The following is a 23,768-nucleotide window of genomic DNA, read 5'->3' on the forward strand; positions in this document are numbered from 1 at the left end:
GGAGCTCTATAGTCTATAAAAAACATAGATTTTAAGTTATTTAAGAAACAGCTTTCTTTTTCTTCCGCCGGATGCGGAAAAAAACGGCAGTGTCGTGCGAGCTGGCAGTGAATTCACGATTCCAAGCGCATTCGGCAAAGGGAAAAGGCACAATCGACGGCGATTGCATGCAATAGATTGCCAAAACCCGCAAATCAGTTCACCTTTCGACCATGCCAGATATCGCACGACCATTCGTGACCGATGATGACCCTGATCGGGACATTCGCTGCCAGGACGCGCTTCAAGCCGCTTATCGAGAATTGGTGAGCGCTGCGATCATGGCGGGATGGTCTGAACGTGAGGTCGTTCTCGCGATTGGTGAGCTTGCGGACAAGCACTTGCTCTCGCTTGAAACCAATGACAACGCAGATGCTTTGATTGCATTGCTCCGGCGGATGACCTGATGGCCCCATCCGGGCCACGTCGCAAGCGACCTTAAATTTCGGCTCTTTCGCTATTGAGGCGTGGGTAGGTTATCCTCACGAGGGCAGGCGCTACAGTTCATATGTTGATGGCAGCCGGTTGTTTCTCTTGCTGGAAAGATGCCACGGTCGCAGTCTGTACGAGTTCAGACAAACAATTCCTATTATAGTCTATAAAAATAGTTTGCTATTTCTATCGATCCAGTCCCCGATTTCGCTAGGTTCTGCGCATTGCATTCACGGAACCGCCGGCAGATCTGATCCGGCCAAGGGGACTAGTTATGAAGTTCAACACACTGATCACTGCGGCCGTGATGGGTTTCGCCAGCATTTCGATGGCGGTCGGCGCGGCCGCTGCCGACAAGAAGGTCGTCGTCGCCTATCAGACCGATGCCCTGCCCTCCTCCGTCGCGATCGCCAACGGCGAGTTCGCCAAAGAGACCGGCTATGAGATCGACTTCCGCAAGTTCAACTCCGGAGCGGAGATCTTTGCCGCCATCGCATCCGGCGACGTCCAGATCGGCTATGTCGGCTCAAGCCCGTTTGCCGCTGCCGCCTCGCGCGGGCTGGAGGTGAAGGCATTCTACCTCTCGTCCATCTCCGGCGTCGATGAAGCGCTCGTGGTGCGCAATGGCTCCGGCATCAACACACTTGCCGATCTGAAGGGGAAGAAGCTCGCGGCAGCCCCCGTTTCCACCGACCACTATCAGCTGCTCGCTCTCATCAAGTCCCTTGGTCTGAGCGAAAAGGACGTACAGGTCTTCGCCGTTCCGCAGCCGGAAATCGTCGCAAGCTACAATCGCGGCGATATCGACGGCGGTTTCGTCTGGGACCCGGCACTCACCGAGCTGAAGAAGAACGGCAAGGTGCTGGTGACATCCAAGGACGTGGCCGACAAGGGTGCCCCGACGTTTTCCGCCTGGGTCGCAACCTCGAAATTTGCCGCGGACAATCCAAAATTCCTGAAGGCCTATGCCTCGGTGATCAACAAATACTACGCCTCGTTTGCAGCCGATAAGGCCGCCTGGGGGCCGGACAGCGACAATGCCAAGGCGCTCGCCAAGCTTCTGGGCGGCACGGCAGACCAGCAGGCAGCCGCGCTCAAGAACCTCACACTGTTGACGCCCGACGTGCAGGCATCGGCCGCCTGGCTCGGTGGCGGCGATCAGTCCGGTGCGGCCAAGATCCTCAAGGACACGGCAGCCTTCCTGAAGAGCCAAGGAAAAGTCTCCGAAGTCCTGCCGAACTACGGCGCGTTCGTCACCGCCGACGCGCTTGTCAGCGCAAGCAACTGATCCTCCCTGGCGTCGGCGCGCTTGTCGCGCCGGCGTCGCAATATCGAGAGAGTCCATGCTTCAAGTCGACCATGCTAGCGTCTTCTTTGCGGCGCGTGACGGCAGAACCGTTCACGCGCTCGATCGTGTTTCCTTCACCATTCCGGAGCGCGGTATCGTCGTAGCGCTCGGCGCGTCCGGCTGCGGCAAATCCACCCTGCTCAATGCGATCGCCGGCTTCCTGCCATTGTCCGAGGGGAAGATCACCCTCGACGGCAGGCCTGTTTCAGGACCAGGTGCCGATCGAGGCGTGGTCTTCCAGAAGGATTCGCTGCTGCCATGGAAGTCCGTCATCGACAACGTGGCTCTCGGCCTCCAATTTGCCGGATTGGGCAAGCGGGAACGCCGTGATCGCGCTTCCGAGCTTTTGCGGCTGGTGGGCCTCACCGACTTTGCCAGCGCTCTGCCCTATGAATTATCGGGCGGCATGCGCCAGCGCGTCGGCATTGCCCGGGCACTCACCACTGATCCCGACATATTGCTGATGGACGAACCCTTCGGCGCGCTCGACAGCCTGACGCGCGAGCAGATGCAGGAACTGCTGGTCTCCGTCTGGGCCAGAACCGACAAACGCATTTTCTTCATTACCCACTCGATAGAGGAGGCGCTTTTCCTCGGAACGGAGGTTCTGGTCATGTCTCCGAGACCGGGGCGTGTCGTTGCGCGTTTCGAACTCGATTTCGTACATCGCTTTGCTGCCAGCGGCGATACGAGAGCGATCCTGTCATCTCCCGAATTCGGCAACCTTCGGGACGAGATTCGCGCGATCCTTCACAGCGCCGATCACGTCAGGAGCGCGGCATGAGCGATATTATCGAAACGCGCCCAATCGCCGGACCTGAAAAGGAAACGCGCCCGAAGCTGGTTCGCATTCCCGGCTTCGGCGTTGGTGAAAAACCCACCATCGCCATCAGCATCGCCACTGCGGTCGCCTGCCTGGCGCTGTGGTGGCTCGTCGCCAAGCTCGGGCTGGTGTCGCATCTCTTCCTGCCTCGACCTGACGAGGTGCTGACGCAGATCGGCGTCGTCTACCGCGATGGCTATGCCGGCGCCTCGCTTTCCGAACACATATTGGCGAGCTTGTTTCGTATCGTCGTTGCTGCGGCCATCGCGATCGGGATAGGCATTCCCGTTGGTTTACTGATGGGTCTCAACCGCTGGGCAAAGGGAATTCTGGATACGCCAATCGAATTCTATTGGCCGCTGCCTCCCCTTTCCTACCTGCCGCTGATGATCATATGGCTTGGGATCGGAGAGACCTCGAAGATCACCCTTCTCGTGCTCGCCATGTTCGCGCCGATCTGCCTATCCGCTCAGGCCGGCGTCCGTTCGCTGCCGCTGGAGCGGGTCAATGCCGCGCGTTCGCTGGGGGCAAACCGGCTGCAGCTTTTCCTGAATGTCGTCCTGCCTTCGGCCCTGCCGGAAATCCTGACCGGCATACGGATCGCCTTCGGCATCGGCTGGGGAACGCTGGTGGCTGCGGAACTCATCGCTTCGACACGCGGCATCGGCTTCATGATCATGTCGGCATCGCAGTTCCTTGCCACGGATGTCGTCTTCGTCGGCATCGGCATCATTGCGGTCTGCGCCTTCGCATTTTCCGCCGCCATTCGGATCCTCGAGGCGGTCCTCGTTCCGTGGAAGGGCAAGCTTTAGTCGCAACGGCCGGAAGCCGAGATCGCTGACGGCTTTCCTCTCCATCAAGTCCCTCGTTGGGTTCAGAAGACTGACAGGCACAGCATGAGCAGCAATTGCGAATTTCTTTGGTACATCCCCAATGACGTCAAACCAGGCCATCGCGGCGATTCCGCCGTCGAGAATCATAACAGCCTGGAGACCCTGACCAGCCATGCCAAAACCCTGGAAGATCACGGCTGGAAGGGCGCATTGATCGGTACCGGCTGGGGCCGCCCCGACACCTTCACCGTCGCGGCCGCACTTACCGCACGCACCACGACCTTCGAACCGCTCATCGCAATCCGCCCCGGCTACTGGCGGCCGGCGCACTTCGCCTCCGCCGCCGCCACGTTGGATCAGCTGAGCGGCGGCCGGGTGCGCGTCAACATCGTTTCCGGCAAGGACAATCTTGCCGCCTATGGCGACAGCGAGGGCGATCAAGCCCACCGCTATGGCCGCACCAAGGAATTCATGCGGCTCACCCGCAGGCTCTGGACCGAAGAGAACGTCACCTATGAAGGCGAACATTTTCGCGTCAGCGAATCCACGACTGCGCCCCGCATCGAGCCTCGCGGCAAACGCCTGCATCCCAAACTCTATTTCGGCGGCGCTTCGGATGCGGCAGAGCGTGTCTCAGCAACGGAGGCCGATGTGCAGCTTTTCTGGGGCGAGCCGCTCGCCGACATCGCTGAGCGGATCAGCCGGCTCAGGACACTCAGCCGAGATCTTGATCGCGATCTGCCGCCGCTGGAATTCGGGCTGCGCATAACGACGCTTGTGCGCGACACGACGGAGCAGGCCTGGATCGATGCCGAGGCGAAAGTCGCCGAGATGGCTGAGAATAAGGGCGTCGGCTGGAACGATCACCGGCAATCGATCGCGGTGGGCCAGAAACGGCTATTCGATCTCGCCGCGCGTGGCGACGTGCTTGATGACAATCTCTATACCGCGCCCGGCAAGTTCGGCGGTGGCGGCGCCGGCACCACATGGCTGGTCGGCTCGGCAGAGGATGTCGCCCGCTCCCTGCGCAAATACCGCGATCTCGGCATCACGCACTTCGTCCTCTCGGACACGCCCTATCTGCCGGAGATCAAACGGCAGGGCGAGCAGCTGCTGCCGCTTTTACGCGGCTGAAGTCTCTCAGACGCCATATCAGCTTAGGCAGGACTATTTCGATTCCACAGACGGCCGAAATCGGCCATCGGGGTTTCATAACGTCGCTGAATTATTTATAGTCGAGGCTAAACATCATTACACGGTTCTTAATCATGGGGAGATGAGCCGCCTTGACGAAATTGCCTGCCGCCGCGGAAAGCCGTCTGTCGTCGACCGAGATCGAGACGCACGCCGAGGCCTTTCAGAAAAGCCGCGAAGATCGACGCACGGAATTGATGGAAGACTATGTCGAGCTCATCGCCGATCTGATAGAACATGCCGGCGAGGCACGCCAGACCGATATTGCACAGAGGCTGGGAGTAACGCAGCCGACAGTTGCCAAGATGCTCAAGCGGCTAGCCGAGGAAAACCTCATCACACAGCGCCCCTATCGCGGCGTCTTTCTGACCGAAGAAGGCCAGCGCCTGGCCGCGGCAACCCGACGACGTCACGAGATCGTGGAGGCGGTCCTCTGCCGTCTCGGCGTCGATCCCGATACGGCAAGAAATGACGCCGAAGGAATTGAACATCACGTCAGCCAAAGGACACTCGAAGCCTTCGAGCGCTTCTTGAGGACGTGACTGCTTGCAGCTGACAAAAACCGATTGCAATCAAGCCAGAGCCTCTTCTGGGCATATTTTCAACAAGAATGAGTTGAAAAGAAATCGATGCGCAGCGTCCGGCTTGACCCGCTACTTGATGTCAATGCAAGCTTTACGAATGCTTGCTAACCAGAACTTAGCGAACTGCTGGCCTTTGTATTACGAATACCGATTTTTATTGCCGGCGCAGGGAATCATGATGAACGCCCAGGACTTCAGCAGCACCATTTTCGATCTTGCCCCCGTCGCCATGTGGCTGGAGGACTTCAGCGGCGTCAAGGAGCAGTTCGAATTCTGGCGCGCTGAAGGCGTGACGGACCTGCGTTCCTATCTGCTTGCCGATTTACAGCGCGTTGCGACCTGCTCGCAGAAGATCAGGCTTCTTGCCGTCAACGCCAGGACGCTTGAGCTTTTCGAGGCGCCGTCCTTCGAAACGCTTGTCGGAAATCTCTCGCAGGTGTTCCGGGACGAGATGCTGCAAAGCCATGTAAACGAACTTGTGGCGCTCTGGGAAGGCAAGACCGAATTTTCCGGCACCGCGGTCAACTACTCGCTCGGCGGCAAAAGGCTCGACATCCAGCTGCGCGGCATCATCCTGCCCGGTCACGAGAGCTCCTGGAGCCGATTGTTGCTGACCACGGAAGACGTGACCGCTCGTGAGGAGGCAAGACGGCAGGAAGAGCGGCAGCGCCGCTATGCGGAAGGCATGTTCGAACATTCGCCCGTTTCCCTCTGGGTCGAGGATTTCAGCCGCGTAAAAATCCTGCTCGATAAAATCCGCGACCGCGGCATCGTCGACTTTCAGGTCTTTCTCGATGTGCATCCGGAATTCGTCCAGCAATGCATGAGCGAAATCAGCGTCCTTGACGTCAATCAGGCAACGCTCGATCTCTTCTGTGCGCCGGATCGCCAGACCTTGCTCCACCGGATCGGTGAAGTGTTCCGCGGCGATATGGAGAAGCATTTTCGCGGGCAATTGATGGAATTGTGGAACGGACGCCTCTTCCATCAGCGCGAGGTGCTGAACTACGCTCTCGATGGATCGGAGCGCCATGTCCTCCTGCAATTTTCCGTATTTCCCGGTTACGAGAACGACTGGTCGCTCGTGCAGGTGGCACTGACGGATATTACCGCCCGCAAGAAAGCGGAAGCCTATCTCGAATATCTCGGCAAGCACGATGTACTCACCCGGCTTTTCAACCGCGCTTTCTATATGGAAGAGCTCAACAGGCTGGAGCGCAAATCGCTTCGGCCTGTCTCCGCCATCATCATCGACCTCGATGGCCTCAAGGAAGCCAATGACGAAAGCGGCCACGACGCCGGCGACGCGCTGTTGCGCCGCATGGGCGAGGTGCTTAACAGCGTCGTCTCGCTGCCAAATCACGCGGCGCGCATCGGCGGCGACGAATTTGCCGTTCTCCTGCCGGGTGCCGACGAAATCACTGCCGCCGCAATGGTCGAGACGATCAACGAGTTGCTGAAGATCAACAACCAGTTCTACTCCAGCGCGCCGCTCAACGTCTCCGTCGGCGTTGCAACGAGCCAACCCGGCGAGACCATGGAAGCCATGATCAAGCGCGCGGATATCGGCATGTACGAGCAGAAGAAGGCTCATTACGCCGCGGCGGCTACCACACGCGCCCGTCGCGCAAAGAATGGCGCCTGAGGCCCTGCGCTCAGCTAGAGCCCTATAATCCATTGAAACAATTCGTTTTCACAGGCCCGATCACCGGGAACAAAGATCGCGACTTCTCATTTGGCTCGCGGGGAAAGATGGAGTTTTGACATGGACGATCAAGCCGCCAACATCGTCGTCGCAACCCGGACCGCGCTCGACCAGGCCTCAGCACTCGCGGTCCAATACGGTTTCTCGCTTCTTGGCGCGATCATTCTTCTGATCGGTGGCTGGCTTCTTGCGGGTGTTATCAGCCGCTCGGCCTATCGCGTCATCTCACGCATTCGCGGCATAGACGAAACGCTGGCGAGCTTCTTTCAGAATGTGCTGCACTATAGCTTGCTCATCCTTGTCTTCATCACCGTACTTGGCCAGTTCGGCGTGCAGACCGCCTCCATCATCGCCGCTCTCGGCGCCGCGGGTCTCGCGATCGGCCTCGCGCTGCAGGGCACGCTTCAAAACATCGCCGCCGGCATCATGCTGCTGATTCTGCGGCCGTTCCGGGTTGGCGAATATATCGAGACGACGAACGTCAAAGGCTATATCAAGGAGATCGGGCTCTTCGCGACGGAGATGAGGACGGCCGACGGTCTCTACCTCATGGCGCCGAACTCGACGCTCTGGAACACGCCCATCCTCAACCACAGCCGCGAGCCGGACCGCCGCCAGCAATTGTCCGTTGCAATGGGTGAGAAAATCGACATCGATCTTGCCCGCAAGACAATCCTCGACATCCTGAAAGCGGATCAGCGCATCAAGGCCGCGCCTGCACCGAAGGTCTACCTCGATGATCTGTCGGCCGATCAAGCCGTGCTCGACATAGAATATTGGACAGTCACATCGTCCTGGTCGGATGTCCGGCATGACGTGGTGTCCAAGCTGAAGGCTCGCCTTGCCGAACCGGACATCACAATCAAAACGACGGCAGGCGTGGGTGGATCCGACGAATGATCTCGACGAAAGCCAAGCCTGCCGCCGGCAGGGAGCTGAGCAAGCGGCAGGCTTTGCGAGGCACGACACCTCAAGCAAGATCGATTTCTTGCGAGGTCTAAACTTCCGCTAGCGGCATTTGTTCCGCATCATCCGAACTCTGCGATTACCCTACCATTTGATGCGGTAGTCCAGACGGACATTGCCAGCTGGCGTCAAAGTCTGCGGATCAGCAAAAGACGCTGAGAAATTCAGGTTCGGTGCCAAGGGTTGCCGAAATGAGACCGTGCTGGAAAAGGCACTGCCGACGTCCTTCAGGTTGCCGATCGCGGAGATCGAAGTTCCTGTCCAGGGAACGGCAACGGTAACGGCCTGCGTCGCGACAATGGAGTTTGCCGCGCTCCGCGTGCCCGCGTAGTTGACGTTCAGCGACCTCGAAGTGCTCATGTCCAGGTTTTCCGACACCGTCCAGCTCCGCGAGCGTTCGAGGCAAAGCGTTCCCGTGCTGTTAAGCGCATCGACCCTCAATGACACCTCGCGGCGCCATGCGGTGGAAAAGCGCTTGTGATCGTCGATTGCCGTGCCCCAGAGGGTCGCCAAGCTGCTGCTTCGCAAGATCGCGCCGGTGGCCGCGCTACCAAGTCCGAGATCCATGCCGGCGCTGACATCCCAGGCCATCGGCAGCCGGAAACCGAGAGTGGTCTTGTATGTTCTGGGAGCGACCTTGACCGGCGACCAGATCATCAGATCGCTGGCTTTGGTGACCTGCGGCAAGCTGACACTCGCAAGAAGACCAAGAACGCCGCGGAGGACGCGTTTTGACTTGAAGCCCATGTTAAAGCCCGCATTCTCTATGCCCCGACCTGACGATATTCAGGCGTACCAAGGCAACAGCCAGATGCGGAACAACCGCATTCCGGCTTCAGATTGATTTTTTCGGTTAAGCGCCGGCAAAATTGCGGCACATCGGAGCCAAGGATGACGGCATCCGGTTGAAGGGAACAACGCTGCTTCCAGTCAAGCAGCACCCTTCGCTTAAAAGAATCCCATCCGGGGCCACGCTTGTAAACCCCTTGTTCTCAAGTTTTTTGCTGCGTTGCACACATGTCGCACCTGCGACACCATCTCATGAAAGCGACAGTGCCGTGAGTGGCCTGAAAAACCAGCCTTGCGGGGACAAATATGTCGCCATCAAAGGGATGGTCACATTCGCGCGAGCCGCGAGGTGCAAAGCATCGAAGCGGTGGCTCACTCCGCCCGGAGGCCAGCCTTCTTCAGAATCGGAAGCACTCGATCGCAGAAATAGGGCAGTTCCTGCGTATAATTGACGAAGGACAAGGCGATGCCGGCATAGCCTTGCTCGGCAATGGCGATCATCTCTTCGGCGATGCGTTGCGGCGTGCCAATCAGCGGATAGCTGCCCGCTCCACCGGCAAAGCGCTGGCGATAGTGGTCATAGGCCTCGCGATCATGGGATTGCGAGAACTCCTTCTTGCCGGCCATGTGCTGATCGACGGCAGCGTGATCGGCCATGGTCACGGCATAACGCGTATAGTAGTCCTCCGCCTCCGCTTGCGTCTCGCGGCAGACGACGTGACAAACCGTATAAACGCCGACCTGCCTGCCCGTGCCTTCCGCCCGTGCAGCGATGTCGGTCACATGCTTTCCGGCTTCATCAATCTCGGTAAAGGTGGTGAAGAGATAGTCGCAATGCGCGGCGGCAAAGTCTCGGCCGGGGCCGCCGAAAGCCGCATTCATTGTCACCGGCCGCGGCGCCTGCAGACTTGCGGGGCGGCTGACGGCTTCTTTCAGATTATAGTAGCTGCCCACATAGTCGATCGGCTCATCGGAGGCGTAGAGCCTCTCGACGATTTCGAGCCATTCGGCGGCCTGATCGTAGCCCTTTTCGACGAGCGGCACGCCGAACATGCCGAATTCCTTCGGGTTCCAACCACAGACAATGTTCAGCCCCGCTCGCCCCTGGCTGATATGATCGACAGTCGCAAGCGACTTGGCAGCATAAAGGGGATGGACGAGCGGCACGTGCACCGTCATGAAGAGACCGATCTGCTCGGTCGCGGCCGAAAGAGCCGCCGCCCAGGTGAAGGTCTCGAACGACCATTCGCGCACGCGGTTCTTGCCGCCGAAGCCGCGCCAGCGGGCAATCGGCAGAAAGAATTCGAGCCCCGCCCGGTCGGCGATTTGTGCTGCAGTCAGATTATCCTGCCAGCCTGCCGTCCAGCGCTCCGGTACATCGGTAATGGCAAGGCCGCCATCTGCATTGGTCGAGAAAACACCGAGCTTCAGCCGGTTCGGCCCCTTCAGCGGATGCATCTTCATGGCGGCTTCCTCCTCCCCCGAGTTCACCTCGCGTCCATCCTGCAAGATCCGCAGCGACCCGATAGGAATGTGTTAGCGTTGCCATAAAGAATTTCAAGCTTAAAATTTTACGATCAGCGGATAACGATCAACTCAGTGAAACAAGGCTCTTTCGTCTTGCCTGTTGCGACGCCATACGCTTGTCACCGGCGAAAAACGGCCCACCATGCCGGCCCAATTCGCTAAGCGTCAGGTCGCACAGTGCCTCAACATCTCCCGCTGAGGCCCGACCGAAAGCATCGTCGAAGCCATCGGCCAAGTCCCGATCCACCTCATGAAGCAGGCGGGGAATCCATTTGCCCCTGCCTGACCATCTTCCTCGTCCCAGTAGCATAAGGTCGGCCAAAGGCTGGTAGAGTTGCGCGGCAATCGCTTGTATCTCCGGAGCCGTCGGCTCACCATGAAGGTCATCGAGAAGATCGGTGATCTGATATTTCAGAGCATTCAGCTTCTCACCTTCCAGCTCGGGTGGGCTGGCGTGGAGAATGCTGGCAGCATAGTCCCTCCAGATCTGCCCCTTGTCGGGATTTGGCCCGAGGATCTGGCCTGTCGCAACCATATGAATGATAACGGGATAGCCGCGCGCAACATCGCTCTCAAAGAACCAGCTGAGCGTCTCCGGGTCGTGAACAAACACTTCGAATGGAAACTCGCCCTCGATAAAGGTTTCGCGCCAGGCGGTTTCGAGCCGATCGAAGACCACAACCAGATCGATGTCAGAGCCCTTTCTTCCCTCGCCTCGTATGATTGACCCTGAGGCAAAGGCAAAGGAATAGCCCGGAAAACGGTTTGCGAGAACCGGGCGTGTCGCCTGCATCGCCGTTTCGAATATGCTCATTTCGCTCTCCAAACATCAATTCTATTGCAGGTCCGATATGCCCGCCAGGGTCCGAGCAGGCAGGCATCGGCTCCGTGAGCTGAACGGCACTTCGCCGCCGCCATAATTGGCCGACAGCTGGCCGCAATGCTACGAGGCCAAGGGCAACTCGAAGCTTCGCTTCAGCGTTTCCATCGGCACATCGGTCTTGACGTTCAATACGCTCGGGATGCGAGTCAAGTGGTCGGCCTGAAACCGCCAATAGCTGTGCAGATCAGTTGTGACGATGCGCAGGACGGCATCGCACTCGCCGGTAGTCAGATAACATTCCATCACTTCGGGAAACCGCCTGACAGCCTCCGCAAATTGCATGGTGACCTGCGCATCCTGCGTCTTGAACCAGACGCGGGCGAACACGGTAAGGCCCGCACCCACCTTTGCCGGGTCCAGTACGGCAACATAGCGATCGATGATGCCGGCATCCTCCAGCAATCGCACGCGGCGAAGACAGGGTGATGGCGAAAGCCCCACTTCCTTCGCAAGATCGACATTGGAAATGCGTCCATCCCGTTGCAACACCTTGAGAATACGCCGGTCTATCTCGTCCAGAGTCGATGACACTATATAGCTCCCATGAACAACAAAGTGGCATAATATGCCAAATTCTCTCGTATTCTTGAACTCTTTGCAAACTCATTGCGCACAGATTGGCCTATCGTTTCATGGATTAACATGGAGACGAAAGCTGATGTCGAAAAAGCTCAAGAAAATCGTGCTGGCCTATTCGGGAGGACTGGACACATCCATCATCCTGAAATGGCTGCAGCAAACCTACGACTGTGAAGTCGTGACCTTTACCGCCGACCTTGGCCAGGGCGAAGAGCTTGGGCCTGCTCGCCGAAAGGCCGAGCAATTGGGCGTGACAGATATCAGGATCGAGGATGTCCGCGAGGAATTCGTTCGGGATTTCGTCTTCCCGATGTTCCGGGCAAACGCGCTCTATGAGGGGCAATATCTCCTCGGCTCCTCCATCGCCCGCCCGCTGATCACCAAGCATCTCATCAATATCGCACGCGAGGTGGGTGCCGATGCCATTGCCCACGGCTCCACAGGCAAGGGCAATGACCAGGTGCGTTTCGAACTGGCGGCCAATGCGCTCGATCCATCGATCAAGATCATTGCGCCATGGCGCGAGTGGGCCATCCAATCGCGCACCCAGCTGATCGAATACGCCGAAGCGCACCAAATTCCAGTGCCGAAGGATAAGCGTGGCGAGGCTCCCTTTTCGACCGACGCAAATCTCCTGCACACGTCTACCGAGGGCAAAGTCCTCGAAGACCCGGCCGAGATCGCGCCATCCTATATCTATCAGCGCACCGTCGATCCTCTGGAGGCACCCGATGAGCCGGAAATCGTCGTCATCGGCTTTGAAAAGGGCGATGCCGTTTCCTTGAATGGCGAAGCAATGGCAGCAGCAGCGCTCCTGACGAAGCTCAACCAAGCGGGCGGCAGGCATGGGATCGGCAGGATCGATCTCGTCGAGAACCGTTTCGTCGGGATGAAATCGCGCGGCGTTTACGAAACTCCTGGCGGCACGATCCTGCTTGCCGCCCATCGGGGGATCGAATCCATCACGCTCGATCGCGCCGCTGCACATTTGAAGGACGAGATCATGCCTCGCTATGCTGCGCTGATCTACAACGGATTTTGGTATTCGCCCGAGCGGGAAATGCTGCAGGCATTGATAGACCGGAGCCAAATCCATGTCAGCGGCGAAGTGACGCTCAGGCTCTACAAGGGCTCAGCCAGTATGATCGCCCGCACCTCGCCCGCTTCGCTCTACTCGACCGACCTCGTCACCTTCGAGGAGAGTTCCGGAGCATACGACCACCGCGATGCCGAGGGCTTCATCAAACTCAATGGCTTGCGCCTGAAAAGCTGGGCAACGCGAAACGCTAGAATAGCCGCACCGTAAGAGTGGTCGTGAACTTGGATAGCCGTGCGATATGATTCATGCTTGCCGACACCTTGCGTCCATTGTTTTCAAACCTGCTATTGCCGGCCGCTATTGACCTCAGGTGCGCTTGAGGTTGCAGAGTGGCCGGGAACAAGGAGGGCGTTCCGCAATGAAGATATTGAAGGACGAAGATTTACGCCCAGCCGCAATCATGCGGGGAGCGATCGATGCCTTGGAAATCGCCTTTCGGGCAAAGGCGGCGGGAGAGACGGTGTCCCCACCCCGGCATCATGTCTCCTTTCCAAAGCGTGGAGATATCGTGTTTACCGTCGGCGGCATCGATGGTGAGCGGCCGCTTGCCGGCTTTCGTGCCTATGAGACCTTTGATGGCGGGCAGCATTCACAAGTCGTCGCTGTCTGGCGTGCCGACACTGCTGAACTGCAGGGCGTCATCCTGGGCGAGCGGCTTGGCCAGATAAGGACCGCGGCAATCGGCGGCGTGGCCATCCGTTACCTCAGCGCTCCAACCGCCAGAACGCTCGGCATCATAGGCAGTGGTGCGCAGGCGCGAACCCAGCTGGTCGCCGCGGCCGCCGTTCGCGACATAAGCTCGGTCCGCGTCTTCAGCCGAAGCCCAAGAAACTGCGCCGCATTCGCTGAGGAGATGCAATTAGAACTCGGCATTGCGGTTGAACCGGTCACAAGTGCCGCAAAAGCCGTGGCCGATGCCGATATTGTTTTATGCGCCACAAGCAGCGACATACCGGTGATCGATGCTTCTGATTTAAAAGCCGGCGCCCATATCAATACAATCGGTCCGAAGACGCTCAAGGGGCATGAACTCGGCCTGGGTGTCGCGGACATCGCTGGCGTCATCGCCACGGATTCTCCGGAGCAAACGCGCGCCTATGCGTCGCCATTTTTCCTTTCCGGGACTATGCACGAGAAGCGAATGATCGATCTTGCGACAATAGTCGCCGGCCATACGGCCGGTCGAACATCGCTTCTCGACACGACACTCTTCTGTTCGGTGGGCCTCGCGGGTACGGAAGTCATCGTCGCTTCGGCCATATTCGACGCGATCTAACGTCGGGTCGGAGATCGCACCGGTTGCGCCTAACGACATTACCTTTCATGCGCAAGGCGCTCCGGGTTCATCGCTTGTGGTCGCGGCGCGACCTCGCTCAGCAGCCAATCCTGAAACAATATCGCCGTCTCATTCGTCTGCTTCTTTTCCGGCATAACGACGTAATAGCTGTTCTCGGTCGGCATCGGCAGATTAAACAGCGGCAGAAGCGTGCCGGCCTTGAGCTCATCCTCGATCAGATACGTCGGCAGAAGCGCCACGCCGAGCCCGGCGATGGCGGCGGCGATGATCATGGAAAACTGGTCGAAGCGCGCGCCGGGATAGGCGTTCTCGGTCGGCAGCTCCTGAAGATCGAACCATTGCGCCCAGAGCTTCGGACGCGTCGTCAGATGCAGGAGCGGCGCTCCCGACAGCTCGTCCGGCGCGGCAAGACCCAGCCGTGCGGCAAGCTCCCGGCTGGCTACAGGCAAGACGGTCTCGTTGCAAAGAAAGGTCGCAACAGCGCCCGCCCAAGCCGGCAGGCCGTAGTGGATGGCGAGATCGAAATTATCCTCCTCAAAATTGAAGGGCCTGGAGCGCGATTCCACCGTGATGGCGACATCGCGATGTTCGTCGAGAAACCGGCCGAGGCGCGGCACCAGCCAACGCGTACCGAAAGTCGGCAAGGTCGCGACCTTCAGCGATAATTTCATCTGGCCGGCGGCAACAGCGCCGATCATCAGCCGCTCGGAGCGCAGAAGCAGGTCCTTCACCTCCGGCAACAGCCGAAGTCCGGCCTCGGACAGCACGACGCGCTGCCGAACACGCTCGAACAATTTCAGGCCCGTCTGCTGCTCGAGATCGCTGATCTGGCGGCTGACGGCGCTTTGGGTCAGATTGAGTTCTTCGGCGGCGCGCGAAAAATTCTGATGGCGCGCGGCGCATTCGAATGCCTGCAGGTTAACGATGTCAGGGATGAGACGGCGGCGCATGGTCATTCCATTTTCGCATCAAGTTAGAATTTTCTCTCACAAGACCGGTAGTCGAACAAGAGATATTCTGCCAGATAGGAATGACATAGTCTTTCAGGAAGAGATCCCACATGAAGCCTGATCACGTCTCGACCAGCGATATTCGCAGCGCTTTTTCCGCCGCCATGTCGGCGATGTATCGCGAAGAAGTGCCCGCCTATGGCACGCTCATGGAACTGGTCGCCCGCGTCAACGACGAAACGCTGACAGCACAGCCCAAGCTGAGAGAGCGGCTGGAAGCGACCGATTATCTCGATCGCATCTCCGAGGAGCGGCATGGCGCCATCCGGCTCGGCACGGCGGCGGAACTTGCGATGATGGCCCGCGTCTTCGCCGTCATGGGCATGTACCCGGTCGGCTATTACGACCTCTCGACCGCCGGCGTACCGGTTCATTCGACCGCATTCCGACCGACCGGCGATGCGGAGCTGAAGCGCAATCCCTTCCGCGTTTTCACCTCGCTGCTGCGGCTTGATCTCATCGCCGACGAAGACCTTCGCAAGGCCGCCGCAGACATTCTCGCGAAGCGCCAGATTTTCACCGATCGCGCCGTTGCACTCACCGAAAAGGCCGAGCGCGAAGGTGGCCTGAACAAGGACGACGCCCAGCGCTTCGTCGGCGAGGTTTTGGAAACCTTCCGCTGGCATGACGAGGCCAATGTCGATGCCGACATGTACCATCGCCTGCACGATGCCCATCGCCTGATTGCCGATGTCGTGTCCTTCAAGGGGCCGCACATCAATCATCTGACGCCGCGCACGCTGGATATTGATCGCGTCCAGGCGCTGATGCCGGAGTACGACATCGCGCCAAAAGCAGTGGTCGAGGGGCCGCCCACGCGCAACTGCCCGATCCTGCTACGCCAGACCTCGTTCAAGGCGCTCGAAGAACCCGTTTCCTTCCGTAGTGCCGATGGCATCTGGGAAGCCGGCTCGCACACCGCGCGCTTCGGCGAGATCGAACAGCGCGGCATTGCGCTGACGCCGAAGGGTCGCGCGCTTTATGACAAGCTGCTCGATCAGTCGCGCAAGATCGTACGCCCGGCAGCCGACGGATCGAACGCGCGCGACTATGAGGCGGCACTTGCCCAGAGCTTTGCCGAATTCCCGGATGACTGGGCGGCAATCCGCGCCGAAGGGCTCGGCTATTTCACCTATTCGCTGACGGCCAAGGGCAAGACTGCCGCGATGAGCCATAGGGACATCGACACGCTGATCGACCAGGGCCTCGTCCAGTTCGATCCGATCGTCTACGAGGATTTCCTCCCCGTCAGCGCCGCCGGCATCTTCCAGTCCAATCTCGGCGATGGTGCGCAGCAGGACTTCGTCGCCAGTCCGAACCAGCAGCGCTTCGAAGCCGATCTCGGCATGAAGGTGCTGAACGAATTCGACCATTACGCCGGCATCGAACAGGCATCGATCGATGCCTGCCTGCACGCCCTTTCCAAGCAAGACGCCGCCGAGTGAGACCGAGCCCCCAATCGCCGCTCACCCCCGGATCAAAGATAATTGGAGTTTCTAAAGATGAACATCGCTGCAAAAACCTCTTCCGTTGCTGCGGAAGCTGCCGCCATCCTCGAAAAGCTCGGCGTCGACAAGGCGCTCTATGCTGAAGGCGACATGCCCTCCTACTCCCCGGTCACCGGCGAGAAGATCGGCAGCCTCAAGACCGTTTCTGCCGAAGAAGCAGCAAGCAAGATCGAAAAGGCGCATGCAGCATTCCGCGCCTGGCGCCTCGTGCCGGCCCCGAAGCGCGGCGAACTGGTGCGCCTGCTCGGAGAAGAGCTACGCGCCGCCAAGGACGATCTCGGCCGCCTGGTTTCCATCGAAGCCGGCAAGATCCGCTCCGAAGGACTCGGCGAAGTGCAGGAAATGATCGACATCTGCGATTTCGCCGTCGGTCTTTCCCGTCAGCTCTACGGCCTGACGATCGCCACCGAACGCCCGGGCCATCGCATGATGGAAACCTGGCATCCACTCGGCGTCGTCGGCATCATCTCCGCCTTCAACTTCCCGGTTGCGGTCTGGTCGTGGAATGCGGCGCTGGCGCTGATCTGCGGAGACGCCGTCGTCTGGAAGCCCTCGGAAAAGACGCCGCTGACCGCGCTTGCCTCGCAGGCTATCCTTGATCGTGCGCTTGCCCGCTTCGGCGATGCGCCGGAAGGTCTTTCGCAGGTACTGATCGGCGATCGCGCTATCGGCGAAATCCTGGTCGACCATCCGCAGGTGCCGCTCGTTTCGGCAACCGGCTCGACACGCATGGGGCGTGAAGTCGGGCCGAGGCTTGCCAAGCGCTTTGCCCGCGCCATCCTCGAACTCGGCGGCAACAATGCCGGCATCGTCTGCCCGTCGGCCGATCTCGACATGGCATTGCGCGCCATCGCTTTTGGCGCCATGGGCACGGCCGGCCAGCGCTGCACGACGCTGCGCCGTCTCTTCGTCCACGCAAGCGTCTACGATCAGCTCGTGCCGCGGCTGAAGAAAGCCTATCAGAGTGTCTCGGTCGGCGATCCCCTGCATTCCTCCGCGCTCGTCGGCCCGTTGATCGACAAGGCCGCGTTCGACAACATGCAGAAGGCGATTGCCGAGGCCAAGGCCCATGGCGGCTCCATCACCGGCGGCGAGCGCATCGATGTCGGCCATGCCGACGGCTATTACGCGAAGCCGGCGCTTGTGGAAATGCCGAAGCAGGCAGGCCCGGTGATGGAAGAAACCTTCGCGCCGATCCTCTATGTCATGCCCTATGACGATTTCGACGTCGTCATCGACGAGCACAATGCCGTGGCCGCCGGCCTCTCGTCCTCGATCTTCACGCGCGACATGCAGGAATCCGAGCGTTTCCTCGCAGCCGATGGCTCCGATTGCGGCATCGCCAACGTCAATATCGGCACCTCGGGCGCTGAAATCGGCGGCGCATTCGGCGGCGAGAAGGAAACGGGCGGCGGCCGCGAATCCGGTTCGGATGCCTGGAAGGCCTATATGCGCCGGGCGACGAACACGGTGAACTACTCCAAGGCCCTGCCGCTTGCGCAGGGTGTCTCCTTCGACATCGAGTAAGCTCCATGACGATCGCCACGAAAATCGAAGAAGCGGGCTTCAAGCCCGCTTCGCGGATCACCTCCATCGGCGTTTCCACCATTCTTCAGATCGGCGCGCGCGCCAGCGCGATGAAGCGGGAAGGCCTGCCCGTTATCATTCTTGGTGCGGGCGAACCGGATTTCGATACACCCGACAACGTGAAGGAAGCGGCTAAGGCCGCCATCGATCGCGGTGAAACGAAGTACACCGCTCTCGACGGCACGCCGGAGCTGAAGAAGGCGATTGCCGGAAAGTTCCAGCGCGAGAATGGCATCGACTACGCGCTCGACGAAATCACCGTGGCGACGGGTGCCAAGCAGATCCTGTTCAACGCCTTCATGGCCTCGATCAATCCGGGCGACGAAGTCATCATCCCGACGCCCTATTGGACCTCCTATTCCGATATCGTCGAAATCTGCGGCGGCGTGCCTGTTCTGATCTCCTGCGATGCCAAGGCCGGTTTTCGCCTCAGGGCGGATCAGCTCGAGAAGGCCATTACCCCGAAGACGCGCTGGCTGTTGCTCAATTCACCGTCGAACCCATCGGGTGCCGCCTATTCCAAGGCCGATTATCTGCCGCTGATCGATGTGCTGTTGCGCCATCCGCATGTCTGGCTGATGGTCGACGACATGTATGAGCATATCGTCTATGAGGGCTTTCAGTTCACCACGCCCGTCGCGATCGAGCCGAGCCTCAAAAGCCGGACGCTGACGGTCAACGGCGTTTCCAAGGCCTATGCCATGACCGGCTGGCGCATCGGCTATGCCGGCGGCCCCAAGGCTCTCATCAAGGCGATGGCCGTTATCCAGAGCCAGGCGACCTCCTGTCCCTCCTCGGTCAGCCAGGCCGCGGCCGTTGCTGCGCTCAACGGCCCGCAGGATTTTCTTGAGGGTCGCAAGGCAAGCTTCCAACGTCGGCGCGATCTGGTGGTTGGTCGGCTTAACGCCATTGAAGGCCTGGATTGCCTGGTGCCGGAAGGTGCCTTCTACACATTCTCGGGCTGTGCAGGCATACTCGGAACGAGGACACCATCCGGAAAGATGATCGAAACGGATGCGGATTTCTGCGCCTATCTGCTCGATGAGGCCCATGTAGCCGTCGTGCCCGGCTCGGCATTCGGATTGTCGCCCTATTTCCGTATTTCCTACGCGACGTCGGAAGCTGATCTCATCGAAGCCCTTGATCGTATCGAGCGCGCCTGCGCGGCGCTCCGACGCCAGAACAGTGGCGGCAGACGCGCAAGACGGCTGCCCATACGGAATTGCGTGAAAACAAAGAGATAGAGCATTTCCATAATTCCGTTTAAAAGCGGGAATGCTTCAATCACCGCGTAAGACGCCGGAAGTCTTCATATCATGATACCACGCCTCGTTTCGGCGAAAGACAGTTCGCAACATCAGATCGGCGCCTTCGAGCGCCGACTGGGCGCACTAGGCTTTCAAGGAGATGTTGAGACGGATGACGGCGCGCGGACGGTCGCCTCGACCGACAATTCCATCTATCAGGTCAAGCCAACGGCAATCCTATATCCACGCGGCGTCGAAGATCTGAAACTCGTCGCCAAAGCCATATCCGAGCCCGCCTTTTCCGATCTCGTCATCGCACCGCGCGGCGGCGGCACCGGAACGAACGGACAATCGTTGACCTCGGGCATTATCGTCGATTGCTCCAGGCATATGAACCGCATCCTGGAGATCGATCCGGTCCGAAAGACCGCCCGTGTCGAGGCCGGTGTCGTCAAGGATCAACTCAACAAGGCATTGAAGCCCTACGGCCTGTTCTTCGCCCCAGAGCTTTCCACCTCCAACCGCGCCACGATCGGCGGCATGATTTCCACCGATGCCTGCGGCCAGGGCTCGTGTCTCTACGGCAAGACCAGCAACCATGTTCTCGGCCTGCATGTGGTGCTCTCAGATGGCAGCGATTGGTGGTCGCGCCCGCTCGCCGAGACCGAGCTGAACGAGATCAAGGCGCGTGATGATCGGATCGGCGAAATTCACCGGGTGGTCGATGCGATCGCCAGGGACAAAAGCGAGCTGATAGCGGCGACCTTTCCGAAGCTTAACCGCTACATGACCGGCTATGATCTCGCCCATATCCGGCGAGAGGACGGCCGCTTCGATCTGAATGCGGTACTGTGCGGCTCGGAAGGCACGCTTGCTTTGATTGCCGAGGCCGAACTCAACGTACTGCCGATACCGGCGCAATCGGCCCTCATCAACATCCGCTATGATGATTTCAACACGGCGCTCGAGGATGCCCGGCGGCTGGTGGCGCTGAAGGTCGCCTCGGTCGAAACGGTCGATGAGAAAGTGCTGGGTCTCGCCAAGGGCGACATCGTCTGGAGCGGTATCGCCCACTTCTTTCCGGAGGATGCGTCCGGCTCGGCCAACGGCATCAATATCGTCGAGGTGCTGGCCGACGATCGCGATGAGCTGGGGCGCAAGCTCGCAGATGTCACCACCGCGCTTGATGACCGCTCTTCAGCACGCCACAAGGGTTATACAATCGCACGCGAAAAGGCCGAGATCGAAGCAATCTGGTCGATGCGCAAGCGCGCGGTCGGCCTGCTCGGCAATGTCGAAGGACCGGTGCGCCCGGTGCCCTTCGTGGAGGACACTGCCGTTCCGCCCGAGCATCTGGCTGCCTATATAAGGGAATTCCGCGCCCTTCTTGATGCCGAAGGGCTGGATTACGGCATGTTCGGCCATGTCGATGCCGGGGTGCTGCATGTTCGCCCGGCGCTTGATCTTACCCGCGCCGACCACCAGCCGCTTGTCCGCAAGATCAGCGACGGCGTCGTTAGCCTCACCCGCAAATATGGCGGTGTGCTCTGGGGCGAACATGGCAAGGGCGTTCGCTCGGAATATGTCCCTGAGTATTTTGGCGAGCTTTATCCCAGCCTGCAGGACATCAAGCGCGCATTCGACCCCAGCGATCGCCTCAATCCCGGCAAGATCGCATCCGGCTCCTCCCGCCCGTTGCTGAAGATCGACGAAGTATCACTGCGCGGTGACTTTGATCGCATTATCGGCAACGATATCCGCGCCGCCTTCGATAATGCCGCCTATTGTAACGGCAACGGGGCCTGTTTCGATTTCGATACCACGAGCCCAATGTGCCCCTCCTTCAAGGCGACGGGCGATCGGCGCTATTCGCCGAAGGGTCGCGCGGCAATGATGCGCGAATGGCTGCGCCTGCTTGCCGAGCGTAAGGTCGATCCGCGGCGAGAGGCGGACATGCTGCGCCGAGCCAACCCTATCGGCAACCTCCTGCGGCGGACAGTTAACTCGCTCAATCCAGCCAATCGGAACGATTTCTCTCATGAAGTGCGGACGGCAATGGATACCTGCCTCGCCTGCAAGGCTTGTGCCGGCCAATGTCCCGTCAAGGTCAGCGTCCCGGCTTTCCGCTCGAAATTCCTGGAGCTCTATTACGGCCGATACCTCAGGCCCTTCAAGGACCCAATCGTTGCTGCCATCGAGACGACCCTTCCGCTAATGGCGCGTTTCAAACTAGGCTACAATGTGCTGACCGGATCGACCGCCGGCCAGGGCTTGATGCGGCTTGCCGGTCTCTCCGCGCTTCCCGTCATGCCTGCGATGTCGCTGGAAAGGGAAGCCGCTCGTCTCAACGTGCAGGTTGCTACTCCGGAACGGTTGGGAAAGCTCTCCGCAGAGGAGCGAGCCCAAGCGATCGTCATTGTAGCCGATATCTTCTCCACCTATTTCGATCCAGCCGTCGTCATCGCCGCGCTCAAGCTTGCCCTGAAGATGGGCTTCCAACCGTTGCTCGCTATGTCGCAGAACAACGGCAAGGCCCTGCATGTGCATGGCTATCTCGGCCGCTTCGAGAAGGCGGCAGCGAAATCGCGTGATTATCTCGATCGTATTTCGCAAATGGGCATTCCGCTTGTCGGCATCGATCCGTCAATGACGCTGACCTATCGCAGCGAATATGCCGCCCTGCGCTCTGCGCGATTGCAGGCGCCCGTGCTGCTGCTTCAGGAATGGCTTGCCTCCAATCTCGAGCGATTGTCGCCGGCACAGACTTCGCAGCAAGAGCGTTTTACGCTGCTTGCCCACTGCACGGAGAGAACGAATGCGCCGGCTGCTCTCAAGCAATGGTCCGTGCTTTTCGGGAAATTGGGTATCAAGCTCGACATGGCCGATGTCGGCTGCTGCGGCATGGCCGGCACCTTCGGCCATGAAGTGCGCAATCGCGCCATTTCGGAAAAGCTCTACGCGATGAGCTGGCAGGACAAGATCGCCGAAAACGGCAATCAGACGATGGTTATGGCGACCGGCTTTTCCTGTCGTTCGCAAGTTGCCAAGATCGATCACCAGGCCATCCCGCATCCCGTTGAGATCCTCGAACGGCTGATTGCTTAGCCGTTGCAGAACCGTTTCCAACGGTCAAAACACATGTGGCGCCAGAAGGCGCCACATACGAAAATAATAGAAAGAAAAGCCGCTTAGACGGCTTCTCTCATCTTGATCTTCTCAAGGCTGTAGACCTGCCCGAAGCGATTGGCGAGGAAATCACCGAGATCGATTTCCTCCTGGCAGACAAAACCCTTGGCGGGCAGCTTACCCTGAGCCAGCAGATCGAGCACCGTGGTAATGCCGGCAGCCGTGGTGATCTGGATGGCGCTCATCTTCTTGCCGGCGACGATGCCTGCATAGACCTTGTTGGCATAGGTTTCCTGCATATAACGGCCCTCGCGCCAACCGCAGACTGTGACGAAAACGACGACCACGTCCTGCATGGTGGCCGGCAGCGCGTTCTCGAAGAGATCTTTCAGCACATCACGGCGGTTCTTGAGGTTGAGGTCGTTGAGCAGCGCCTTGATGATGGCCTGATGGCCAGGATAGCGGATGGTGCGGTAGTTCATCGTGCGCACGCGGCCAGCCAACGTCTTGGCAAGAGTTCCAAGGCCGCCGGACGTGTTGAAGGCCTCGTAGGTGACGCCGTCGAGCGAGAATTCCTCGCGTTCTTCCATGGCAGGCACGGTGACGAGCTTACCTTCGACGATCGCTTCGCAGGGCTCGATATATTCGTTGATGAGGCCGTCCGTGCTCCAGGTCAGATTGTAGTTCAGAGCGTTGGACGGATATTGCGGCAGCGCGCCGACGCGCATGCGCACGCTGTCGAGGCTATCGAAATGCTTGGTAAGATCATTGGCGACGATCGAGATGAAGCCCGGCGCAAGTCCGCATTGCGGGATGAAGGCGGTATTTGCCCCCTGAGCCAGTTCCTCGACCTTCTTGGTCGTAGCCACATCTTCGGTGAGGTCGAGATAATGGACGCCGGCTTCAAGTGCCGCTTCCGCGACGAAGCCTGTAAGATGGAACGGTGCGGCCGACAAGACAGCGAACTTGCCCTTCAGAACGCCAACGAGCCCAGCGCGGTCGGCGATATCGACGGCGGCGGTGGAAATCGCAGGATGGTGGTCGATCTTGTCGAGCTGTTCCTGGCTGCGGTCGGCGACAACGACCTTGTAATCGCCTGTTTCGGCCAGCATCAGAGCGATCGCCCCACCGATCTTGCCCGCGCCGATGACCACTATGTCTTTCATATGACTCCCCTGCATTTCATTGATAA

19 protein-coding genes and 1 pseudogene are annotated in these 23,768 nt (G+C 59.4%); 14 read left to right on the forward strand and 6 right to left on the reverse strand.

The annotated features are described in order from the left end of the window. The first annotated feature begins 236 nt into the window (after positions 1-236). The 8 genes from FHT85_RS20640 (at position 237) to FHT85_RS20675 (ending at position 7,858) form a co-directional block, all read left to right on the forward strand. Positions 237-446: a hypothetical protein gene (locus FHT85_RS20640; protein ID WP_310234476.1), complete on the forward strand. Its 210-nt coding sequence runs from the start codon at positions 237-239 to the stop codon at positions 444-446. 332 nt (positions 447-778) lie between these two features. Continuing rightward, the gene (tauA, locus tag FHT85_RS20645) at positions 779-1,759 is read left to right on the forward strand and encodes a taurine ABC transporter substrate-binding protein (RefSeq protein WP_405048036.1); all 981 of its coding nucleotides are present in this window, start codon (positions 779-781) and stop codon (positions 1,757-1,759) included. A 55-nt stretch (positions 1,760-1,814) separates the two neighbouring features. Continuing rightward, positions 1,815-2,603: a taurine ABC transporter ATP-binding protein gene (locus FHT85_RS20650; protein WP_112411316.1), complete on the forward strand. Its 789-nt coding sequence runs from the start codon at positions 1,815-1,817 to the stop codon at positions 2,601-2,603. Beyond that, entirely contained in the window at positions 2,600-3,454 is an 855-nt protein-coding gene (locus FHT85_RS20655) for an ABC transporter permease subunit (protein ID WP_112411315.1), read from the forward strand. The genes FHT85_RS20650 and FHT85_RS20655 overlap by 4 nt, the downstream gene beginning before the upstream one ends. Positions 3,455-3,538: 84 nt before the next feature. Further along, the gene (locus tag FHT85_RS20660) at positions 3,539-4,609 is read left to right on the forward strand and encodes an LLM class flavin-dependent oxidoreductase (RefSeq protein ID WP_112411314.1); all 1,071 of its coding nucleotides are present in this window, start codon (positions 3,539-3,541) and stop codon (positions 4,607-4,609) included. Between the two features lie 152 nt (positions 4,610-4,761). Continuing rightward, positions 4,762-5,211: a manganese-binding transcriptional regulator MntR gene (gene mntR, locus FHT85_RS20665; RefSeq protein ID WP_112337240.1), complete on the forward strand. Its 450-nt coding sequence runs from the start codon at positions 4,762-4,764 to the stop codon at positions 5,209-5,211. Positions 5,212-5,428: 217 nt separating this feature from the next. After that, the gene (locus tag FHT85_RS20670; RefSeq protein ID WP_246780046.1) at positions 5,429-6,898 is read left to right on the forward strand and encodes a sensor domain-containing diguanylate cyclase; all 1,470 of its coding nucleotides are present in this window, start codon (positions 5,429-5,431) and stop codon (positions 6,896-6,898) included. Positions 6,899-7,018: 120 nt separating this feature from the next. Continuing rightward, complete coding sequence (locus tag FHT85_RS20675; RefSeq protein WP_112411313.1) at positions 7,019-7,858, forward strand: mechanosensitive ion channel family protein; 840 nt, start codon at positions 7,019-7,021, stop codon at positions 7,856-7,858. A gap of 150 nt (positions 7,859-8,008) precedes the next feature. Here the strand turns inward: FHT85_RS20675 and FHT85_RS20680 are convergent, their stop codons facing one another. The 4 genes from FHT85_RS20680 to FHT85_RS20695 form a co-directional block, all read right to left on the reverse strand. Further along, entirely contained in the window at positions 8,009-8,671 is a 663-nt protein-coding gene (locus FHT85_RS20680) for a hypothetical protein (RefSeq protein WP_112337243.1), read from the reverse strand. Positions 8,672-9,085: 414 nt separating this feature from the next. Then, entirely contained in the window at positions 9,086-10,177 is a 1,092-nt protein-coding gene (locus tag FHT85_RS20685; protein ID WP_112411312.1) for an LLM class flavin-dependent oxidoreductase, read from the reverse strand. 127 nt (positions 10,178-10,304) lie between these two features. Further along, a complete protein-coding gene (locus tag FHT85_RS20690) occupies positions 10,305-11,054 on the reverse strand; it encodes a nucleotidyltransferase domain-containing protein (RefSeq protein ID WP_112411311.1) in 750 nt (249 codons plus the stop codon). 129 nt (positions 11,055-11,183) lie between these two features. Then, positions 11,184-11,654 carry an Lrp/AsnC family transcriptional regulator gene (locus FHT85_RS20695; protein WP_112337245.1) on the reverse strand — a complete coding sequence of 157 codons (471 nt, stop codon included), beginning with the start codon at positions 11,652-11,654 and terminating at the stop codon, positions 11,184-11,186. A gap of 127 nt (positions 11,655-11,781) precedes the next feature. Here FHT85_RS20695 and FHT85_RS20700 point away from each other — a divergent pair, with 127 nt between their 5' ends. Together FHT85_RS20700 and FHT85_RS20705 are read left to right on the forward strand one after the other, a co-directional pair. Then, on the forward strand, positions 11,782-13,008 hold the full coding sequence (locus FHT85_RS20700; protein ID WP_112411310.1) for an argininosuccinate synthase: 1,227 nt from the start codon (positions 11,782-11,784) through the stop codon (positions 13,006-13,008). A 151-nt stretch (positions 13,009-13,159) separates the two neighbouring features. Further along, positions 13,160-14,077 (forward strand): ornithine cyclodeaminase family protein, encoded by a 918-nt coding sequence (locus FHT85_RS20705; protein WP_112411309.1) that lies wholly within the window; start codon positions 13,160-13,162, stop codon positions 14,075-14,077. 38 nt (positions 14,078-14,115) lie between these two features. Here FHT85_RS20705 and FHT85_RS20710 read toward each other — a convergent pair whose 3' ends face one another. Next, positions 14,116-15,054 carry a LysR family transcriptional regulator gene (locus FHT85_RS20710; protein WP_112411308.1) on the reverse strand — a complete coding sequence of 313 codons (939 nt, stop codon included), beginning with the start codon at positions 15,052-15,054 and terminating at the stop codon, positions 14,116-14,118. 104 nt (positions 15,055-15,158) lie between these two features. Here FHT85_RS20710 and FHT85_RS20715 point away from each other — a divergent pair, with 104 nt between their 5' ends. The 4 genes and pseudogenes from FHT85_RS20715 to FHT85_RS20730 all read left to right on the forward strand — a co-directional run bounded on the left by FHT85_RS20715 (position 15,159) and on the right by FHT85_RS20730 (position 22,555). After that, positions 15,159-16,553: a VOC family protein gene (locus FHT85_RS20715; RefSeq protein ID WP_112411307.1), complete on the forward strand. Its 1,395-nt coding sequence runs from the start codon at positions 15,159-15,161 to the stop codon at positions 16,551-16,553. Positions 16,554-16,610: 57 nt separating this feature from the next. Then, positions 16,611-18,143, forward strand: coding sequence for an aldehyde dehydrogenase family protein (locus FHT85_RS20720; protein ID WP_112411306.1), 1,533 nt, complete (start codon positions 16,611-16,613; stop codon positions 18,141-18,143). Between the two features lie 5 nt (positions 18,144-18,148). After that, positions 18,149-19,375, forward strand: a pseudogene (locus FHT85_RS20725) (pyridoxal phosphate-dependent aminotransferase); the annotation flags it as partial. Between the two features lie 144 nt (positions 19,376-19,519). After that, entirely contained in the window at positions 19,520-22,555 is a 3,036-nt protein-coding gene (locus tag FHT85_RS20730) for an FAD-binding and (Fe-S)-binding domain-containing protein (protein WP_183774280.1), read from the forward strand. Positions 22,556-22,638: 83 nt separating this feature from the next. On the opposite strand, the gene FHT85_RS20735 is transcribed toward FHT85_RS20730, so the two are convergent. Next, positions 22,639-23,742 carry a saccharopine dehydrogenase family protein gene (locus FHT85_RS20735; RefSeq protein WP_112411304.1) on the reverse strand — a complete coding sequence of 368 codons (1,104 nt, stop codon included), beginning with the start codon at positions 23,740-23,742 and terminating at the stop codon, positions 22,639-22,641. Positions 23,743-23,768: the final 26 nt, after the last annotated feature.

This window comes from Rhizobium sp. BK312 (assembly GCF_014193605.1).
Lineage (GTDB): Bacteria > Pseudomonadota > Alphaproteobacteria > Rhizobiales > Rhizobiaceae > Rhizobium.

Bases quoted from the DNA above. Each gene is read 5' to 3' on its own strand.
- FHT85_RS20670 (WP_246780046.1), top strand. From the start codon at position 5,429: ATGATGAACGCCCAGGACTTCAGCAGCACCATTTTCGATCTTGCCCCC.
- FHT85_RS20660 (WP_112411314.1), top strand. From the start codon at position 3,539: ATGAGCAGCAATTGCGAATTTCTTTGGTACATCCCCAATGACGTCAAA.
- FHT85_RS20715 (WP_112411307.1), top strand. From the start codon at position 15,159: ATGAAGCCTGATCACGTCTCGACCAGCGATATTCGCAGCGCTTTTTCC.
- FHT85_RS20685 (WP_112411312.1), bottom strand. From the start codon at position 10,177: ATGAAGATGCATCCGCTGAAGGGGCCGAACCGGCTGAAGCTCGGTGTT.
- FHT85_RS20720 (WP_112411306.1), top strand. From the start codon at position 16,611: ATGAACATCGCTGCAAAAACCTCTTCCGTTGCTGCGGAAGCTGCCGCC.
- FHT85_RS20710 (WP_112411308.1), bottom strand. From the start codon at position 15,054: ATGACCATGCGCCGCCGTCTCATCCCTGACATCGTTAACCTGCAGGCA.
- tauA (WP_405048036.1), top strand. From the start codon at position 779: ATGGGTTTCGCCAGCATTTCGATGGCGGTCGGCGCGGCCGCTGCCGAC.
- FHT85_RS20650 (WP_112411316.1), top strand. From the start codon at position 1,815: ATGCTTCAAGTCGACCATGCTAGCGTCTTCTTTGCGGCGCGTGACGGC.
- FHT85_RS20655 (WP_112411315.1), top strand. From the start codon at position 2,600: ATGAGCGATATTATCGAAACGCGCCCAATCGCCGGACCTGAAAAGGAA.
- FHT85_RS20730 (WP_183774280.1), top strand. From the start codon at position 19,520: ATGATACCACGCCTCGTTTCGGCGAAAGACAGTTCGCAACATCAGATC.
- FHT85_RS20735 (WP_112411304.1), bottom strand. From the start codon at position 23,742: ATGAAAGACATAGTGGTCATCGGCGCGGGCAAGATCGGTGGGGCGATC.
- FHT85_RS20705 (WP_112411309.1), top strand. From the start codon at position 13,160: ATGAAGATATTGAAGGACGAAGATTTACGCCCAGCCGCAATCATGCGG.
- FHT85_RS20690 (WP_112411311.1), bottom strand. From the start codon at position 11,054: ATGAGCATATTCGAAACGGCGATGCAGGCGACACGCCCGGTTCTCGCA.
- FHT85_RS20675 (WP_112411313.1), top strand. From the start codon at position 7,019: ATGGACGATCAAGCCGCCAACATCGTCGTCGCAACCCGGACCGCGCTC.
- FHT85_RS20680 (WP_112337243.1), bottom strand. From the start codon at position 8,671: ATGGGCTTCAAGTCAAAACGCGTCCTCCGCGGCGTTCTTGGTCTTCTT.
- FHT85_RS20700 (WP_112411310.1), top strand. From the start codon at position 11,782: ATGTCGAAAAAGCTCAAGAAAATCGTGCTGGCCTATTCGGGAGGACTG.